The 17,318-nt window shown below is 73.5% G+C and carries 15 protein-coding genes; 9 read left to right on the top strand and 6 right to left on the bottom strand.

Going from position 1 to position 17,318, the window contains the following annotated elements:
• Positions 1-73: 73 nt before the first annotated feature.
• Positions 74-313, bottom strand: a complete 240-nt coding sequence (locus ACIPRD_RS27045) for a heavy-metal-associated domain-containing protein (protein WP_356397089.1) — start codon at positions 311-313, stop codon at positions 74-76.
• Between the two features lie 80 nt (positions 314-393).
• Positions 394-1,344, bottom strand: coding sequence for a PrsW family intramembrane metalloprotease (locus ACIPRD_RS27040; RefSeq protein ID WP_401566703.1), 951 nt, complete (start codon positions 1,342-1,344; stop codon positions 394-396).
• 190 nt (positions 1,345-1,534) lie between these two features.
• On the opposite strand from ACIPRD_RS27040, the gene ACIPRD_RS27035 reads away from it, so the two are divergent.
• Positions 1,535-2,578, top strand: coding sequence for a zinc-dependent alcohol dehydrogenase family protein (locus tag ACIPRD_RS27035; RefSeq protein WP_401566700.1), 1,044 nt, complete (start codon positions 1,535-1,537; stop codon positions 2,576-2,578).
• An 85-nt stretch (positions 2,579-2,663) separates the two neighbouring features.
• Here ACIPRD_RS27035 and ACIPRD_RS27030 read toward each other — a convergent pair whose 3' ends face one another.
• A complete protein-coding gene (locus tag ACIPRD_RS27030; RefSeq protein WP_356397098.1) occupies positions 2,664-2,864 on the bottom strand; it encodes a MerR family transcriptional regulator in 201 nt (66 codons plus the stop codon).
• 285 nt (positions 2,865-3,149) lie between these two features.
• Positions 3,150-4,064 carry a sugar phosphate isomerase/epimerase gene (locus tag ACIPRD_RS27025; protein ID WP_356397101.1) on the bottom strand — a complete coding sequence of 305 codons (915 nt, stop codon included), beginning with the start codon at positions 4,062-4,064 and terminating at the stop codon, positions 3,150-3,152.
• A gap of 241 nt (positions 4,065-4,305) precedes the next feature.
• Here ACIPRD_RS27025 and iolC point away from each other — a divergent pair, with 241 nt between their 5' ends.
• The 8 genes from iolC to ACIPRD_RS26985 all read left to right on the top strand — a co-directional run bounded on the left by iolC (position 4,306) and on the right by ACIPRD_RS26985 (position 15,896).
• On the top strand, positions 4,306-5,256 hold the full coding sequence (gene iolC, locus ACIPRD_RS27020; protein WP_356397104.1) for a 5-dehydro-2-deoxygluconokinase: 951 nt from the start codon (positions 4,306-4,308) through the stop codon (positions 5,254-5,256).
• Complete coding sequence (locus ACIPRD_RS27015; protein ID WP_356397107.1) at positions 5,253-6,173, top strand: deoxyribose-phosphate aldolase; 921 nt, start codon at positions 5,253-5,255, stop codon at positions 6,171-6,173. Before iolC ends, ACIPRD_RS27015 begins: the two co-directional genes overlap by 4 nt.
• Positions 6,174-6,180: 7 nt before the next feature.
• A complete protein-coding gene (iolB, locus tag ACIPRD_RS27010) occupies positions 6,181-7,011 on the top strand; it encodes a 5-deoxy-glucuronate isomerase (RefSeq protein ID WP_356397110.1) in 831 nt (276 codons plus the stop codon).
• Positions 7,008-8,891 (top strand): 3D-(3,5/4)-trihydroxycyclohexane-1,2-dione acylhydrolase (decyclizing), encoded by a 1,884-nt coding sequence (gene iolD / locus ACIPRD_RS27005; protein ID WP_356397113.1) that lies wholly within the window; start codon positions 7,008-7,010, stop codon positions 8,889-8,891. Before iolB ends, iolD begins: the two co-directional genes overlap by 4 nt.
• A 15-nt stretch (positions 8,892-8,906) precedes the next feature.
• Complete coding sequence (gene mmsA, locus ACIPRD_RS27000) at positions 8,907-10,409, top strand: CoA-acylating methylmalonate-semialdehyde dehydrogenase (protein ID WP_356397116.1); 1,503 nt, start codon at positions 8,907-8,909, stop codon at positions 10,407-10,409.
• A 378-nt stretch (positions 10,410-10,787) separates the two neighbouring features.
• Positions 10,788-12,191 carry an APC family permease gene (locus ACIPRD_RS26995; protein ID WP_401566693.1) on the top strand — a complete coding sequence of 468 codons (1,404 nt, stop codon included), beginning with the start codon at positions 10,788-10,790 and terminating at the stop codon, positions 12,189-12,191.
• Between the two features lie 151 nt (positions 12,192-12,342).
• Positions 12,343-15,036 (top strand): CocE/NonD family hydrolase, encoded by a 2,694-nt coding sequence (locus ACIPRD_RS26990; protein WP_401566691.1) that lies wholly within the window; start codon positions 12,343-12,345, stop codon positions 15,034-15,036.
• On the top strand, positions 15,033-15,896 hold the full coding sequence (locus ACIPRD_RS26985) for an ABC transporter permease (RefSeq protein ID WP_401566689.1): 864 nt from the start codon (positions 15,033-15,035) through the stop codon (positions 15,894-15,896). The genes ACIPRD_RS26990 and ACIPRD_RS26985 overlap by 4 nt, the downstream gene beginning before the upstream one ends.
• 137 nt (positions 15,897-16,033) lie before the next feature.
• On the opposite strand, the gene ACIPRD_RS26980 is transcribed toward ACIPRD_RS26985, so the two are convergent.
• Complete coding sequence (locus ACIPRD_RS26980; protein ID WP_356397126.1) at positions 16,034-16,441, bottom strand: rodlin; 408 nt, start codon at positions 16,439-16,441, stop codon at positions 16,034-16,036.
• A 270-nt stretch (positions 16,442-16,711) separates the two neighbouring features.
• Positions 16,712-17,122 carry a rodlin gene (locus ACIPRD_RS26975; RefSeq protein ID WP_356397129.1) on the bottom strand — a complete coding sequence of 137 codons (411 nt, stop codon included), beginning with the start codon at positions 17,120-17,122 and terminating at the stop codon, positions 16,712-16,714.
• Between the last annotated feature and the right edge of the window lie 196 nt (positions 17,123-17,318).

Here is a 17,318-nt window from a genome sequence, read left to right as displayed (position 1 = left end):
GACCGTACGGAGCCAGTATGAGCTGGTCGGCGCGATCCGGTCGGGAAAGGGAAGCGGCTGGGCGCTCGCGTGCTCAGGCCTGGCCGGTGAGCTCGAACCCGGCCTCGTCGACGGCGGCGCGGACGGCCTCCACGTCGAGCGGGGCGGCGGAGACGACCGTCACCTCACCCGTCGAGGCGACGGCCTTCACGGAGCTGACGCCGGGGATCTCCGCGATCTCCCCGGAGACGGAGCCCTCGCAGTGGCCGCAGCTCATGCCGCTCACCCGGTAGACGGCGGTGACGGAGCCGGGGGTGTCGGTCTGGGCGCTCATGTCGTTCTCCTCGGCGGGGCGTAGGGATTGCGGTGGTGCACGGGGACCGAGGTGGGTCCCACTCTTCTGACACTATACCCCTAGGGGGTATTCCTCCACAGCCGGGCCCGATAGGCCAGCGACCTCAGCCAGACGGTGCCGGACAGCGCGGTGAGCGCCAGTCCGGCCACCGAGAACAGGGCGAACAGATGCTGCTGGGCCGCGCTGGGCTGCACGAGGTACCCCTGTGCGAACAGCTCCCGCCCCACACCGGCGCCGGCGGTCCGGGCCACCAGCCACAGCGCGATGCCGTGCGTGGAGTCCCACAGGGCGTGCAGCAGGGCCACCCCGAACCACGCCGCGAGCACCGGCGGCGGGAAGCGGAAGCGCCCGGCGGGATGCCGGCAGGAGAGCAGCACCCCGCCCGCGATCGCCGTCCACAGGGCCTGCCCGAACGGTGCGAGCAGCCCGCGCAGGATCTCCGTCTCCAGCAGCGCCCTGAGGTCCGTCACGCCGGTCGAGAAGGCCGCCGTGAAGGCGTACCCGCAGCTCTCCAGCGCCGCGAACCCGAAACCGACGGCCCCGCCCAGCACCAGCCCGGCCCGCGTCCCGCGGATCCCCGGCATCCGGCGCAGCGCGAACACCAGCGCCCCGAGCTTGGCCGCCTCCTCGGCCAGTCCGGCGCCGAGGAACATCTCCAGGGAGGGGTGGAGCAGGTAAGGCTCCGTCAGCGCCGCGCCCAGCACGCCGAGAACGCCCCCGGCCAGGAAGCAGCCGAGCACCGCGCTGACCCCCAGATCGCGGCCGTGCCGCTCGTACGCCCACAGCACGAAGACGACGGGGGCCAGCAGGCCGCTCAGCAGGATCAGCGCCGGCAGCGGGGCCGGACTCCGCGTCACGTACGCCGTCACCGCGGCCAGCGCCCACAGGACGAGCCCGGCGTGCAGACACCGCCGCCACAGGCCCGCGCCGATGCGGGGGTACGGCGGCAGGGGCTGCTGCGGGCCGGGAATGCGGGCCTTCGGCCTGCCGGGCGGCGGAGAGTGGCTCACGTCGGGTCCCCTTCGGGCTTCCTCGGCTCCTGCTGGGTGATTTATCCCGCACCTTATGCAGACGCGCCCTTTGGTGCAGTTCGACGGCTCCGAAGGATCCGGCGCGCCGCGGCCGGAGCGGTCGGCGCGTGCCTGCCGGGAGGGGGTCCGGGAGGGGTGCGGGGGCGGCCCGCCGGGAAGGGTCGGGGGTATGAGAGCCGTGGTGTTCGACGCGTACGGGAAGCCGGCCGAGGTGCGCGAGGTGCCCGACCCGGTGCCCGCGAGGCACGGGGTGGTGGTGCGGGTCGAGGCGACCGGGCTGTGCCGCAGCGACTGGCACGGCTGGATGGGCCACGACCCCGACATCACCCTGCCGCACGTGCCCGGACACGAACTCGCCGGAACCGTCGAGGCGGTGGGCGACCGGGTGACCGGCCGGCGGCCCGGCGACCGCGTCACGGTGCCCTTCGTCTGCGCCTGCGGCACCTGCCCGTCCTGCGCGGCCGGCGACCAGCAGGTGTGCGAGCGCCAGACCCAGCCCGGCTTCCACCACTGGGGCTCCTTCGCCGGGTTCGTCGCCCTCGACCACGCCGACGTCAACCTCGTCGCGATCCCCGACGGGATGGCGTACGCCACCGCGGCCGCCCTCGGCTGCCGCTTCGCCACCGCCTTCCGCGCGGTCGTGGCGCGGGGGCGGGCGGCCGCCGGGGAGTGGGTCGCCGTGCACGGCTGCGGCGGGGTCGGACTGTCCGCCGTCATGATCGCGGCGGCCGCCGGGGCCCGGGTGGTCGCCGTCGACGTGTCGCCCCGGGCCCTGGAACTGGCGAGCCGGTTCGGCGCGGCGGCCTGCGTGGACGCGGCGGCCGCGCCCGACACCGCCGCCGCGGTCCGCGAACTCACCGGCGGCGGCGCCCATCTCTCCCTCGACGCCCTCGGCTCGCCCGCCACCTGCGCGGCCTCCGTCGCCTCGCTGCGCCGCCGGGGCCGCCACGTCCAGGTCGGCCTGCTGCCGTCCGCCGACGGCACCACCCCGGTCCCCATGGCCCGGGCCGTCGCCCTGGAGCTCGAACTCCTCGGCAGCCACGGCATGGCCGCGCACGCCTACCCGGGCATGCTGGACCTGGTCTCCTCCGGCGTGCTGCGCCCCGAACTGCTCGTGACGCGGACGATCCCGCTGGACGCGGTCCCGGAGGCCCTGGCGGCGATGGGCACCGCGCCGGGGGAGGGGGTGACGGTCGTCGAGCCCTGGAGCTGACCCGGTCCGGGGGAGCGGGCCGCGCGGGCCGGCCGTCGGGGAGCGGGCGCCCGGGGGCCGCCCGTCACGGGACGGGCGCCGGGGGTCAGTCGTCTCTGCGGGCTCTGTTGCCCGGCCGGGAGGCCACCCAGGCGCGGACGGTGTCCGCGTACCAGTAGGGCTTGCCGCCCTCCACGTGGTCGGGCGGCGGGAGCAGCCCGTGCTTGCGGTAGGAGCGGACGGTGTCGGTCTGCACCCGGATGTGTGCCGCGATCTCCTTGTAGGACCAGAGCCTTCGGTCGGTCATGCGCTGCACCTCCCTGCGCGCGCCGCGGGGGCGGCCGTGGGGCGGCCGTCGGGGGACCGGGCGCTGCGCTGGCGATCACCATGCCTGTGCCCGGTGAACGACACAGAGTGACGGCGGGACAGCGGCTGTCGACCGGGTGTGACGCGCAGCCCGCGTAGGCGCGACATGTGTGACAGGAAGGGGGTGTTTGTGACAGAACCGCAGCGGAGGAGTTCACCGGGAACAGGGCGGGGCGAGTTGACGAGCGGCCCGGCGGGACGTCAGGACGTCACGCCCCACCGGACCTCATGCCCCGCAGGACCTCAGGAACGCCCGGGTGCGGCGGGCGATCGGCAGCGGCGCGTCGGGATCGCACGGGTACATGTCCTGCTCGACGATCGCGAACAGATCGGCGTCCAGCCGTCCCGCCGCCTCCAGCACCGGCCCCAGCGCCGGCACCCCGGTGGGCGGCTCGCACATCACGCCCCGCGCGACCGCCGGGCCGAACGGGGTGCCGGCCGCGCGGACCCCGGCCAGGATCTCCGGGTCCACCTGCTTGAGGTGCAGATAGCCGATCCGCTCCCCGTAGGTCTCGATGAGCCTGACGCTGTCCCCGCCGCAGTACGCGTAGTGCCCGGTGTCCAGGCACAGCGACACCAGGTCCGGGTCGGTGCCGTCGAGGAACCGGGCCACGTTCTCCTCGCCGTCGATGTGGGTGTCGGCGTGCGGGTGGACGACGATCGTGAGGCCGTACCGTTCACGCACCTCCCGCCCCAGGCGCTCGGTCAGCGAGGTGAGGTGCCGCCACTGCTCCGGGGTCAGCTCCGACGGCTCCAGCACCCGGCCCGTGCGGTCGTCCCGCCAGAACGAGGGGATGACGACCAGGTGCCGGGCGCCCATGTCCCGGGTCAGCGCGGCGACGGACGAGACGTGCTCCCAGGTCGCGTCCCACACGGCCGGGCCGTGGTGCAGACCGGTGAAGACCGTGCCGGCCGACACCTTCAGGCCACGCCGGGCGGTCTCCTCGGTGAGCACCGCCGGATCGGTCGGGAGATAGCCGTAGGGGCCCAGCTCGATCCACTCGTAGCCGGAGGCCGCGACCTCGTCGAGGAAGCGCCGCCAGGGGACCTGCCGGGGATCGTCCGGGAACCACACACCCCACGAGTCGGGCGCCGATCCGATCCGGATCCGGGAGAGCGAGGACGGTGACAACGACGTCATGGCCGCCAGGGTGCGGCGCCCCGGAAAGGGTGTCAAGGTCTCGTCCGAATGTCCGGACAAAACATTGACAGGGCTCCGCGGGCAGGACTAGAAAGCCGGGAAGAGCCACGGAGGACGGGAGGAGTCCCGGAATCCGGGAAGGGTCATGGAAGCCGGGAACGGCCATGACGGCCGGGACGGGCCGCCGTGGCGAGGCCATGGCGGCCGGGCGGCGTCATGACGGTGTGACGAAGGGAAGGCGATGGCGCACGACCTGATCACCATGGGGCGGATCGGAGTGGACCTCTACCCGCTGCAGACCGGCGTGCCGCTCGCCCAGGTGTCCTCCTTCGGCAAGTTCCTCGGCGGCTCGGCGGCCAACGTCGCGGTCGCCGCCGCCCGGCTCGGCCTGCGCACCGCCGTCATCACCCGGACCGGTGACGATCCGTTCGGCGCCTATCTCCACGAGGCCCTGCGCGGCTTCGGCGTCGACGACCGCTGGGTCACCGCCGTCCCCGGCCTGCCCACCCCGGTCACCTTCTGCGAGGTCTTCCCGCCCGACCGCTTCCCGCTCTACTTCTACCGCCGCCCCAAGGCCCCCGACCTGGAGATCGAGACCCGCGAACTCGACCTGGACGCCGTCCGCGACGCCCGTGTCTTCTGGGTCACCGGCACCGGTCTCAGCGAGGAGCCCAGCCGCACGGCCACCCTCGCCGCCCTCGCCCACCGCGCGCGGTCCGGCACGACCGTCTTCGACCTCGACTGGCGCCCGATGTTCTGGCGCGACCCGGAGTCCGCCCGCCCCTTCTACGCCGAGGCCCTGCGGCACGCCACCGTGGCCGTCGGCAACCTGGACGAGGTCGAGGTCGCCACCGGGGTGCGTGAACCCCTCGCGGCCGCCCGCGCGCTGCTGGCCGCCGGAGCCGAGACCGCCGTCGTCAAACAGGGCCCCGGGGGCGTCCTCGCCCTCACCCGCGACGGAGAGGCCGCCGAGGTGCCGCCGCTGCCCGTCACCGTCCTCAACGGCCTCGGCGCCGGGGACGCGTTCGGCGGCTCGCTCTGCCGCGGACTGCTCTCCGGCTGGGACCTGGAGACCGTCATGCGCCACGCCAACGCGGCCGGCGCCATCGTCGCCTCCCGGCTGGAGTGCTCCTCCGCGATGCCCACCCCGGACGAGATCACCGCCGCCCTCGCCGCCGGAGCGGTCCGGTGACGGCGCCCGGCGCGCCCGGCGGCCGCCCCCGCGTCGATGTCTCCGCCCTCGCCCACACCCGCGCCCGCCACCCCGAGGCCATAGCCGAGGCCGCCGCCCGCCGGCCCAGACGGCCGCTGCTGGGCGAGAGCGGCCGGCTGATGATCGTCGCCGCCGACCACCCCGCCCGCGGCGCCCTCGGCGTCGGCGGCCGCGGGCTCGCCATGGCCAACCGCGCCGACCTGCTGGAGCGGCTGTGCCTGGCGCTGTCCCGGCCCGGCGTCGACGGCGTGCTCGCCACCGCCGACGTCCTGGACGACCTGCTGCTGCTCGGCGCCCTGGACCACAAGGTCGTCATCGGCTCCATGAACCGCGGCGGCCTCCAGGGCGCGCGCTTCGAACTGGACGACCGCTTCACCGGCCACCGCCCCGAGGACCTCCAGCGCCTCGGCTTCGACGCCGGCAAACTGCTGCTGCGCATCGACTACGACGACCCCGGCTCGCTGGCCACCCTGGAGTCCGCCGCCCGCGCCGTCGACGCCATGGCCGCGCGCCGGCTGCCCGTCTTCGTCGAGCCGTTCCTCAGCCGGCGCGGCCCGGACGGACGGCTGCGCAACGACCTGTCCGCCGAGGCCGTCACCCGGTCCCTCGCCATCGCCTCCGGGCTCGGCGGCACCTCGGCCTACACCTGGCTGAAGGTCCCCGTCACCGAGCACCCCGACGACATGGCCCGGGTCATGGAGACCACGACCCTGCCGGCCGTCCTGCTCGGCGGCGACACCGACGACCCGCCCGGCGGCCGGAGCGGCGCCCACGAGAAGTGGCGCGGCGCGCTCCGCCTGCCCACCGTGCGCGGCCTGGTGGCCGGCCGCGCACTGCTGTACCCGGCGGACGGCGACGTGGCCGCCGCCGTGGACACCGCCGTAGGACTGCTGTGAGGGCCGCATGACCCGTACCGACCTGCATCTGCCCAGGGGCGCCACCGCGAACGGCCCGTACGCCCTCGACATCGGCCCGGACCGGGCCGGCTGGACGTACTGCTCCCTGCGCGTCGTGGAACTGGCACCGGGCGGTACCCATACGTTCACCACGGGGGACAGCGAATGGACCGTGCTTCCGCTGCAAGGCGGATGTACGGTGCGAATCGCGGACAGCGAATTTCAACTCCTGGGCCGGGAAAGCGTGTTCGCGGACGTCTCCGACTTCGCGTACGCCCCCCGGGACACCCGGGTCCAGATCGCCTCCGGCGCGGGAGGCCGCTTCGCCCTGGCAGGAGCGAAGTGCGAGCGACGACTCCCCGCCCGCTACGGCCCCGCGCCGGAGGTATCCGTCGAACAGCGCGGCAGCGGCACCTGCGCCCGCGAGGTGCGGGGCTTCGCCGCCGCCCCCGGCCCCGGCACGAAGGGGTTCGACTGCGACCGGCTGATCGCCGTCGAGGTGGTCACCCCGGGCGGCAACTGGTCGTCGTACCCGCCGCACAAGCACGACGAGCACCTGCCGGGGGAGGAGGCCGAGCTGGAGGAGATCTACTACTTCGAGATCGACGGCCCCCAGGGCCTCGGCTACCAGCGGGTGTCGCCCTCGCGCGAGGGCGGCAGCGACGTCCTCGCCGAGGTCCGCAGCGGCGACGCCGTCCTCGTCCCCGACGGCTGGCACGGCCCGTCGATCGCCCAGCCCGGCCACGCCATGTACTACCTCAACGTCATGGCCGGACCCGGCCGGACCCGGGAGTGGCTGATCCGCTTCCACCCCGAGCACACGGAGGGCTACCGATGACCCCGACGGTGCGGCTCACGGTCGCCCAGGCGCTGGTGCGCTTCCTCGCCGCCCAGTACACCGAACGCGACGGCGTGCGGCAGCGGCTGATCGGCGCCACCTGGGGCATCTTCGGCCACGGCAACGTCGCCGGGATCGGCCAGGCACTGGTCGAGTACGCCGACGTGATGCCCTATCACCAGGGCCGCAACGAGCAGGCCATGGTCCACGCGGCCGTCGGCCACGCCCGCCAGTCCAACCGGCTCTCCACGCACGCGGTGACGACGTCCATCGGACCCGGCGCCACCAACCTCGTCACCGGCGCGGCCCTCGCCACCGTCAACCACCTCCCGGTCCTCCTGCTGCCCGGCGACGTCTTCGCCGGCCGCCCCGCCGACCCCGTCCTCCAGCAGCTCGAAGTCCCCCACGCCGGTGACGTGTCGGTCAACGACACCCTGCGCCCGGTGTCGCGCTACTTCGACCGGATCACCCGGCCCGAGGCCCTGATCCCGAGCGCCCTCCAGGCCGTGCGGGTGCTGACCGACCCGGCCGGGACCGGCGCGGTCACCCTCGCCCTGCCCCAGGACGTGCAGGCCGAGGCGTACGACTGGCCCGTGGAGTTCTTCGCCGACCGGGTGTGGACCGTACGCCGTCCGGGCGCGGACCCCACCGAACTGGCCGAGGCCGTCCGGGTGATCCGGGAGGCCGCGCGCCCCCTCGTCGTCGCGGGCGGCGGGGTCCGCCACAGCCGCGCCGAGGACGCCCTCGCCGAGTTCGCCGCGGCCACCGGCATCCCGGTCGCCTCCACCCAGTCCGGCAAGGGCTCCCTGCGCCACGACCACCCGCAGGACGTCGGCGGCATCGGCCACACCGGCACCGCGACCGCCGACGAACTGGCCCGCACCGCCGACCTGGTCATCGGCGCCGGCACCCGGTACACCGACTTCACCACCGCCTCCGGCACGCTCTTCGAGCGCCCGGACGTCCGCTTCCTGAACCTCAACATCGCGCCCTACGACGGCCACAAGATGGCCGGGCTGCCCCTGGTCGCCGACGCCCGCAGCGGCCTGGGCGAGCTGACCGAGGCGCTGGCGATGCACGAGCACCGGGTCGCGGACGCCTACGTCGCCGAGTACACCGCGGGCAAGGAACGCTGGGAGCGGCGCGTCGACGCCTGCTTCGCCGCCCCCGCCCCGGACGCCCGCCCGACCCAGACACAGGTCATCGGCGCCCTCGACGCGCTCGTGGACGGGAGCGACATCATCGTGAACGCGGCCGGCTCGCTCCCCGGCGACCTGCACAGGCTGTGGCGGACCCGCTCCCGCGACCAGTACCACCTGGAGTACGGCTACTCCTGCATGGGCTACGAGATCCCCGCCGCCATCGGGGTGAAACTCGCCGCCCCGGACCGCCATGTGTGGGCGCTGGTCGGCGACGGCACCTACCTGATGATGCCGACGGAGATCGTGACCGCCGTGCAGGAGGGCATCGCCATCAAGGTCCTGCTGGTGCAGAACCACGGGTACGCCTCCATCGGCGGCCTGTCGGAGGCCGTGGGCGGCGAACGCTTCGGCACCGCCTACCGCCGCCCCGCGGCCGACGGCACCCTCACCGGCGCCCCGCTCCCCGTCGACCTCGCCGCCAACGCGGCCAGCCTCGGCATGCGCGTGCTGCGCGCGGCGACGGCGGGCGAACTGCGCGCGGCGCTCACCGAGGCACGCGCCGCCGACACTCCCACATGTGTCTACGTCGAGACCGAAACGGCCGACACTGTGTCGGGCGCGCCCGGGGCCCAGGCCTGGTGGGATGTTCCTGTGGCCGAGACCGCGACCCGAGCGTCCGCGGTCAAGGCGCGTGAGCTGTACGAACGGCACGTCTCGACCCGACGGCGCCATCTGTAGAAGGAGCATCTGGGCATGACGAAGATCGTCAACCACTGGATCGGCGGCAAGACCGCCGAAGGCGCGTCGGGCACGTACGGGCCGGTCACCGACCCGGCCACCGGCGCGGTCACCACCAAGGTCGCCTTCGCCTCCGTCGAGGAGGTCGACGCGGCGGTCGCGGCCGCCAAGGACGCCTTCGCGACCTGGCGCCACTCCTCGCTGGCCCAGCGCACCACGGTCCTGTTCAAGTTCCGCGCCCTGGTCGACGCCCACCGGGACGAGATCGCCCGGCTGCTCACCGCCGAGCACGGCAAGGTGCACTCCGACGCGCTCGGCGAGGTGGCGCGCGGCCTGGAGATCATCGACCTGGCGTGCGGCATCACCGTGCAGCTGAAGGGCGAGCTGTCGACGCAGGTCGCCACCGGTGTCGACGTGGCCTCGATCCGCCAGCCGCTCGGTGTCGTCGCCGGCATCACGCCGTTCAACTTCCCGGCGATGGTGCCGATGTGGATGTTCCCGCTGGCCATCGCGTGCGGCAACACCTTCGTGCTGAAGCCGTCCGAGAAGGACCCGTCGGCGTCCGTCAGGATCGCCGAGCTGCTGGCCGAGGCCGGTCTGCCGGACGGCGTCTTCAACGTCGTCCACGGCGACAAGGTGGCCGTCGACCGGCTGCTGGAGCACCCGGACGTCAAGGCCGTCTCCTTCGTCGGCTCCACCCCGATCGCCCGCCACATCCACACCACCGCCTCCGCGGGCGGCAAGCGCGTGCAGGCCCTCGGCGGCGCCAAGAACCACATGCTGGTCCTGCCCGACGCCGACCTGGACGCGGCCGCCGACGCGGCCGTCTCGGCGGCCTACGGCTCGGCCGGCGAGCGCTGCATGGCCATCTCCGCCGTCGTCGCGGTCGGCTCCATCGGCGACGAGCTGGTGGAGAAGATCCGCGAGCGCGCCGAGAAGATCAAGATCGGCCCCGGCGACGACCCCGCCTCCGAGATGGGCCCGCTGATCACCAAGGCCCACCGCGACAAGGTGGCGTCCTACGTCAGCGGCGCCGCCGCGGAGGGCGCCGAGGTCGTCCTCGACGGCACCGGCTACACCGTCGAGGGCTACGAGGACGGCCACTGGATCGGCATCTCCCTGCTCGACCGGGTGCCGGTGGACGCGAAGGCGTACCAGGACGAGATCTTCGGCCCGGTGCTGTGCGTGCTGCGCGCGGACACCTACGAGGAGGGCGTCGCCCTCATCAACGCCTCGCCCTTCGGCAACGGCACCGCGATCTTCACCCGCGACGGCGGCGCCGCCCGCCGCTTCCAGCTGGAGATCGAGGCCGGCATGGTCGGCGTCAACGTGCCCATCCCGGTCCCCGTCGGCTACCACTCCTTCGGCGGCTGGAAGGACTCCCTCTTCGGGGACCACCACATCTACGGCAACGACGGCACGCACTTCTACACCCGCGGCAAGGTCGTCACCACCCGCTGGCCCGACCCCTCCGAGGCCCCGGCGGGCGTCGACCTGGGCTTCCCGCGCAACCACTGAGCCGGGGCCCCCTCGCAGTGTCCGCCCGTCCGGATTCCGGACGGGCGGACATTTTTTTGAAACGTCCGCTGCGATTCCCGTTCAGGTGGGATGAAACGGGTGTCGAAGGAATTGCCGTGAGTCGACCTTTGAAAACAAGGTCACAGTTCGGCGGGGCTTGTTGGATACGCCTATAGGGCTTCATGGCCTGGGAAAGCGATGCGGAGCAAAGGCTTCGACAAGTGCGGATTCCGAAGGTGAACGGCCATTGACGGCACGGTTTTCGCCGGGGTTCTATGCACCGCCGGGAGCGGACGGAACGAACGTACGACGAGCCGCCGGAGGCGATAGCGCTCCCGACCCCCATCCTCAGTCGCACGAGTCGATCGGAACCGCCGTATGACCGACACGCTCCCTGTCGAGACAGCAGCCGCCGAGGCTTCCACGGCCTTGGCGGGCCCCGGCGGTCCCCAGAAGCTCAAGCGTTCCATCGGTGTCGTCGGCGGCACCCTGCTGACCCTCTCGTGCGTCACCCCCGCCTCCACGCTCTTCGTGGTCGTCCCCGACCTGTTCGGCTCCCTCGGCACCGCCACCGCCCTGACCATCGCCATCGGCTCGCTGCTCTGCATCGCGGTGGCGTTCTGCTACGCCGAGCTGGGCACCCTCATCCCGAGCGCGGGCGGCGAGTACGCCATGGTCTCCACCATGGCCGGGCGCCTCGCCGGCTGGCTGGTCTTCGTGCTGTCCCTGCTGGTCGTCGTGATCGTGCCCCCCGTCATCGCCATGGGCACCGCCGACTACCTCGCCCCCGTCGCGCACCTCGACCCCGCGATGACCGGCGCCGGCGTCATGCTGCTCGCCACCCTCGCCGGCCTGCTCGACCTGCGCGCCAACGCCTGGATCACCGGCATCTTCCTGGTCCTGGAGGTCGTCGCCGCCGGAGTCGTCGCCCTGCTGGGCTTCACCCACGCCCACCGCGGCGTGGACAGCCTCGTCTCGATGCGGGTCGCCGGAGCGCACGGCCACACCGACACCGTCACCGCCATGCTGGTCGTCTCCGGACTCGCCATCGCCCTCTTCGTCACCCAGGGCTTCTCGACCGCCGTCTACCTCTCCGAGGAACTGGAGAACCCGCGCCGCAACGTCGCCCGCACGGTCCTCGCCACCCTCGCCATCTCCACCGTCGTCATCCTGGTCCCGGTCGCCGCGATCACCATGGGCGCCGGCGACCTGAAGGAGCTCACCGGCGGCGACATCAGCTCCATGGTCACCGCCTGGTCGAACTCGGCCGTCGGCACCTTCGTGAGCCTGTGCGTCGCCCTCGCGATCATCAACGCGGGCATCGTCATGGTCATCCAGAACTCCCGCGTCCTGTTCGCCTCCGCCCGCGACAAGGCCTGGCCCGAGCCGGTCAACCACGTCTTCTCCAAGCTCGGCCGCTTCGGCTCCCCCTGGGTCGCCACCCTCGCCGTCGGCGTCCCCGGCGCGCTGCTCTGCTTCGTCAACCTCGACACCCTGTACGGCGTCACCGGCGTCTCGGTGACCGGCATGTACCTGCTGGTCGCGGTCGCCGCCCTGCTGGCCCGCCGCGGCTCCCACAAGGACATCCCCGCCTGGCGGATGCCGCTGTGGCCCGCGATGCCGGTCCTGCTGATCGCCGTCCTCGCCTACATCCTCACCCAGCAGGAGACGAGCTACCTGCTGTGGACCGGCGGCATCACCGCGGTTGCCACCCTCTACTGGGTCCTCTACCTCCGCCCGCGCCGCGAGACCCGCTGGCTGGTGTCCGTCCCCGAGGAGTGACACCCCCGCCCGCCGCGCGCCGGGAAGCGGCCGCGACGGGCGGCGTACCGCGCCCGAAGTACACGCCGCCCGGGCCGTACGCCCGCAGGAGGGGCCCCGGTTCAGCCCTGCGGCCGCCTCCATCGCCGGTGCCGGCCCGTACCGTTGACGCATGAATCTCCGTGTGCCCGCGCTGCGAGGGCTGCTGAAGAGGGCCGCGATGGGGGTCCCCCCCGCTCGAACGAAGTCGAGAGCCTGGGGGATCCTGGCCGCCGCGGCCGCCCTCGTGGTGCTCGCCGGCGCGGGCACCTGGACGGCGGCCGCCGCCTCCGCCGACGCCCCCCGGGTGCACCGGGCCGACCGGATCATGACCATGACCGACGGCACCCGCCTGGACACCTCCTGGTTCACCGCCGGCCCCGCCGGGCGCCGCCCCGCGGTCCTGCTCGCCCACGGCTTCGACGGCAGCAAGGAGGACGTCCGCGCACAGGCCGAGGACCTGGCCCGCGACGGGTACGCGGTCCTGACCTGGTCCGCGCGCGGCTTCGGCCGCTCCACCGGGAAGATCGGCCTGAACGACCCCGCGCACGAGGTCGCCGACGTCTCCCGGCTCCTCGACTGGCTCGCCCGGCAGCCCCAGGTCCGGCTCGACCGGCCGGGCGACCCGCGCGTCGGCGTGGCCGGCGCCTCCTACGGCGGCGCGATCTCCCTGCTCGCCGCCGGACACGACCCCCGCGTCGACGCCATCGCCCCCGCCCTCACCTACTGGAACCTCGCCGACGCCCTGTTCCCCGACGGCGTGTTCAAGAAGCTGTGGGCCGGCGTCTTCTTCGGCGCCGGCGGCGGCTGCGCCCGGTTCGAACCCGGACTGTGCCGGATGTACGAACGCGTCGCCCAGACCGGCACCCCGACCGCCGCCGACCGCGCCCTGCTGGAGGCCCGCTCGCCGTCCGCCGTCGCCGCACGGATCAAGGTCCCCACCCTGCTCGTCCAGGGCCAGACCGACTCCCTGTTCACCCTCGCCCAGTCCGACGCCGCCGCCCGCGCCGTCCGTGCGTCCGGCGCCCCGGTGGACGTGGACTGGATCGCGGGCGGCCACGACGGCGGCGACCTGGAGACGGCCCGGGTGCAGGACCGGATGCGGTCCTGGTTCGACCGCTACCTCAAGGACGACACCTCCGCCGGCACCGGACCGGCCTTCCGCGTCACCCGCACCGGAGGCGTCGACTCCACCGACGGCGCCGCCCGGCTGCGCGGCGCGAGCGCCGCCGCCTACCCCGGCCTGCGCTCCCACCCCCGCGCGCTCGCCCTCACCGGCGGCACGCAGCGGATCACCAACCCCGCGGGCGCCAGCCCGCCCGCCGTCTCCGCCCTCCCCGGACTCGGCGGCGCCGCGGGCCTGTCCCAGCTCTCCGCGCTCGGCGTCGGCGTCTCCCTCGACTTCCCCGGCCAGAACGCCCGGTTCGACTCGGCGCCCCTGCGCACCGGCCTGCGCGTCACCGGCTCGCCGACCGTGACCGTCCACGTGCGGTCCACCGCCGACGACGCCGTCCTGTTCGGCAAGGTGTACGACGTCGCCCCCGACGGCACCCGCCAGGTGCTGCCCTCCCAACTCGTCGCACCCCTGCGCGTCACCGGCGCCCGGGCCGGCAAGGACGTCACCGTCACCCTCCCGGCGATCGACCACGAGGTGCCGCAGGGACACCGGCTGCGCCTCGTCCTCGCCGCCACCGACCTCGGCTACGCCTCACCGACCGCCCCCGCCACGTACACCGTCTCCGTCGCGGGAGACCTGAGCGTGCCCACGGCCCCCGCCGTCACCACCGCCGCGGCCCCGCTGCCCGCCTGGGTGTGGTGGCTGCCCCTGGCCGGTGCCGTCGCCGCCGTCGCCCTGCTGCTCACCGGCCGCCGCCGCACCACCGCCCCCGCACCCGACCCGGACCTCGCCGAGGTCCCCCTGGTCATCAGCGGCCTCGGCAAGCGCTACGCCGGGTCCGACGACCGGTACGCCGTGCGCGAGCTCTCCTTCCGCGTGGAGCGCGGCCAGGTGCTCGGCCTGCTCGGCCCCAACGGCGCCGGCAAGACCACCACCCTGCGCATGCTGATGGGCCTGATCCGGCCCGACGACGGGGAGATCCGCGTCTTCGGCCACGCCATCCGCCCCGGAGCGCCCGTGCTGTCCCGGGTCGGCGCCTTCGTCGAGGGCGCCGGCTTCCTGCCGCACCTGTCCGGCCGGGACAACCTGGAGCTGTACTGGCGGGCCACCGGCCGCCCGGAGCAGGACGCCCACCTGGACGAGGCCCTGCGGATCGCCGGCCTCGGCGACGCCCTCTCCCGCGCGGTGCGCACCTACTCCCAGGGCATGCGCCAGCGCCTGGCCATCGCCCAGGCCATGCTCGGCCTGCCCGACCTGCTCATCCTCGACGAGCCCGCCAACGGCCTCGACCCGCCGCAGATCCGCGAGATGCGCGAGGTGATGATCCGCTACGCGGCCGGCGGCCGCACGGTGATCGTCTCCAGCCATCTCCTCGCCGAGGTCGAGCAGTCCTGTACCCACCTGGTGGTCATGGACCGCGGCCGGCTCGTCCAGGCGGGCCCCGTACGGGACATCGTCGGCTCCGGCGACACCCTGCTCGTCGGCACCGGCACCCCCGTGGAGGAGCCGGTCGCCGAGAAGGTGGCCGCGCTGCCCGGGGTCGCCTCCGCCGTACGCGCCGAGGACGGGCTGCTGATCCGCCTCGAACCCGGCGCCACCGCCGAGGCGCTCGTCGTGGAACTGGTCCGCCTCGAAGTACCCGTCGCCTCGGTCGGCCCGCACCGCCGCCTGGAGGACGCCTTCCTCACCCTGATCGGAGGTACCCCGTGAGCACGCTCACCGAGCCCGCCGAGGCCGCCTCCGGCTACCGGGCGGCCCGCACCCTGCCCCTGCGGGTGGAACTGGTCCGCCAGCTCACCCGGCGCCGCACCCTCGTCATGGGCGCGATCCTCGCCGCCCTGCCGTTCGTCCTGCTCGTCGCCTTCACCGTCGGCGGCAGCCCCGGCGGCCGCAACAACCGCATCACGCTGATGGACACGGCCACCGCATCCGGCGCCAACTTCGCCGCGGTCAGCCTGTTCGTCTCCGCGGGCTTCCTGCTGGTGATCCCGGTCGCCCTGTTCTGCGGCGACACGGTCGCCTCCGAGGCGAGCTGGTCCTCGCTGCGCTATCTGCTCGCCGCGCCCGTGCCCCGGGCCCGGCTGCTGTGGTCCAAGCTCGCCGTGGCCCTCGGGCTCAGCCTCGCCGCGATGATCCTGCTGCCCGTGGTCGCCCTCGCCGTGGGTACGGCCGCCTACGGCTGGGGTCCGCTGCAGATCCCCACCGGGGGCCAGCTGGACGCCGTGACGGCGGCCCAGCGCCTGGTGGTCGTGGTGGGCTACGTCTTCGGGTCCCAACTGGTCACCGCGGGACTGGCGTTCTGGCTGTCGACGAAGACCGACGCCCCGCTCGGCGCGGTCGGCGGCGCGGTCGGCCTCACCATCGTCGGCAACGTCCTGGACGCCGTCACCGCGCTCGGCCACTGGCGCGACTTCCTGCCCGCGCACTGGCAGTTCGCCTGGGCCGACGCCGTCCAGCCGCAGCTGGACTGGTCCGGCATGATCCAGGGCGCCTCCGTGTCCCTCGCCTACGCCCTCGTCCTGTTCGCCCTGGCCTTCCGCGGATTCGCCGGCAAGGACATCGTGTCCTGAGCCGCCGGACGGGGCGCCCCGCGCCCCGAACGCGGGCGCACACAACGCGGCGGGCGCACACAACGCGGCGGGCGCACACAACGCGGCGGCGGGCCACCGGAGAAGACCGGTGACCCGCCGCCGCGGGGGGACTCTGCTCAGCCGTTGCCGGCACCGTTGCCGGAGAGGGCGGAGATGTCGTCCAGGAGGTGCGAGAGCGGCTCGTCGCCCTTGGCCTGCGTCGAGTTCTCGACGCACTGCTGGTTCTGCGGCGAGGACAGGACCGGGATGTCCTGGACGCCGACGTTGACCAGAGCCAGGATCGACTGGGCGTTGACCTTCGCCGGCAGACCGATGCAGGGCTTGTTGAGCGAGCCCTGGACCAGCGACAGCTGCGGGCTCATGTCGCCGAAGGTGGCGGAGTTGCCGAACGACTGCGAGGAGTCGTTGCCGCTGAAGGAGGTCGTGCCGTGGTCGTCGCCGATGGCGAGGGCCTGCGGTGCGGCCGCACCCGCGAGACCGGCGACGGAGGCGGCGACGGCCGCGGTTGCCCACAGCTTCTTCATGTTCGTTCCCTTTCGAAAAGGCGGACTCCGGGGAGGAGCTGCGTGATCGACAACTGCGCACACCCCGTCGGGGTTGCGGTTTTTGCCTCGATCGGGTCAGCGCACTTCACCAGGTTCACGTGCGCCCCCTTGCATCCGCGCACGGCGGGGCGGACCCGCGTACCCGGCCGGCGGACGTCCGGCCGGGGACGCGGGGACATGGCGAAGGGCCGCCGAGAAGCTCGGCGGCCCGACGGAGGTGCCCTGTGCGGGACCCCGGAGATCTCCGGATCAGTGGTTCGCGGCGCCGTTGCCGGACAGAGCGGAGATGTCGTCCAGGATGTGCGAGAGCGGCTCGTCGCCCTTGGCCTGCGTCGAGTTCTCGACGCACTGCTGGTTCTGCGGCGAGGACAGGATCGGGATGTCCTGCACGCCGACGTTGAGCAGACCCACCAGGGACTGGGCGTTGACCTTCGCGGGCAGGCCGATGCAGGGCTTGTTGAGCGAGCCCTGGATGAGCGCCATCTGCGGGCTCATGTTGCCGTAGGTGGCCGAGTTGCCGAACGCCTGGGAGGCGCCGTTGCCACTGAAGGAGGTCGTGCCGTTGTCATTGCCGATGGCCAGGGCCGGCGACGCGGCGGCGGCGGAGGCGCCGACGACGGAGGCGGCGACCGCGGCGGCGGCCAGAACCTTCTTGATCACTTGCGATTCCCTTCTGGAGAAACCCCGTCCACCGGAGCCACCGGGGTCAACGGGCCGCCTTGCCGTTCGGTTGCTCCCGTTCACTCCAATGGACCACATGAGGTCCTGGGGGCGTACGGGAGCGACCGTCCTGGAATTCCACGGGACGCGCACGGCAGGACGATCCGAACGGGTGATACCCCGCAACCAAAACGGT

It is taken from the genome of Streptomyces sp. NPDC090108, assembly GCF_044747185.1.
Lineage (GTDB): Bacteria > Actinomycetota > Actinomycetes > Streptomycetales > Streptomycetaceae > Streptomyces.
The sequence above is the reverse complement of the archived record's forward strand: the minus strand, read 5'-3'. Positions and strand labels throughout refer to the sequence as shown.

Bases quoted from the DNA above. Each gene is read 5' to 3' on its own strand.
- ACIPRD_RS27035 (WP_401566700.1), top strand. From the start codon at position 1,535: ATGAGAGCCGTGGTGTTCGACGCGTACGGGAAGCCGGCCGAGGTGCGC.
- ACIPRD_RS27025 (WP_356397101.1), bottom strand. From the start codon at position 4,064: ATGACGTCGTTGTCACCGTCCTCGCTCTCCCGGATCCGGATCGGATCG.
- iolB (WP_356397110.1), top strand. From the start codon at position 6,181: ATGACCCGTACCGACCTGCATCTGCCCAGGGGCGCCACCGCGAACGGC.
- ACIPRD_RS26990 (WP_401566691.1), top strand. From the start codon at position 12,343: ATGAATCTCCGTGTGCCCGCGCTGCGAGGGCTGCTGAAGAGGGCCGCG.
- ACIPRD_RS27045 (WP_356397089.1), bottom strand. From the start codon at position 313: ATGAGCGCCCAGACCGACACCCCCGGCTCCGTCACCGCCGTCTACCGG.
- iolD (WP_356397113.1), top strand. From the start codon at position 7,008: ATGACCCCGACGGTGCGGCTCACGGTCGCCCAGGCGCTGGTGCGCTTC.
- ACIPRD_RS26980 (WP_356397126.1), bottom strand. From the start codon at position 16,441: ATGAAGAAGCTGTGGGCAACCGCGGCCGTCGCCGCCTCCGTCGCCGGT.
- ACIPRD_RS27030 (WP_356397098.1), bottom strand. From the start codon at position 2,864: ATGACCGACCGAAGGCTCTGGTCCTACAAGGAGATCGCGGCACACATC.
- ACIPRD_RS26995 (WP_401566693.1), top strand. From the start codon at position 10,788: ATGACCGACACGCTCCCTGTCGAGACAGCAGCCGCCGAGGCTTCCACG.
- iolC (WP_356397104.1), top strand. From the start codon at position 4,306: ATGGCGCACGACCTGATCACCATGGGGCGGATCGGAGTGGACCTCTAC.
- mmsA (WP_356397116.1), top strand. From the start codon at position 8,907: ATGACGAAGATCGTCAACCACTGGATCGGCGGCAAGACCGCCGAAGGC.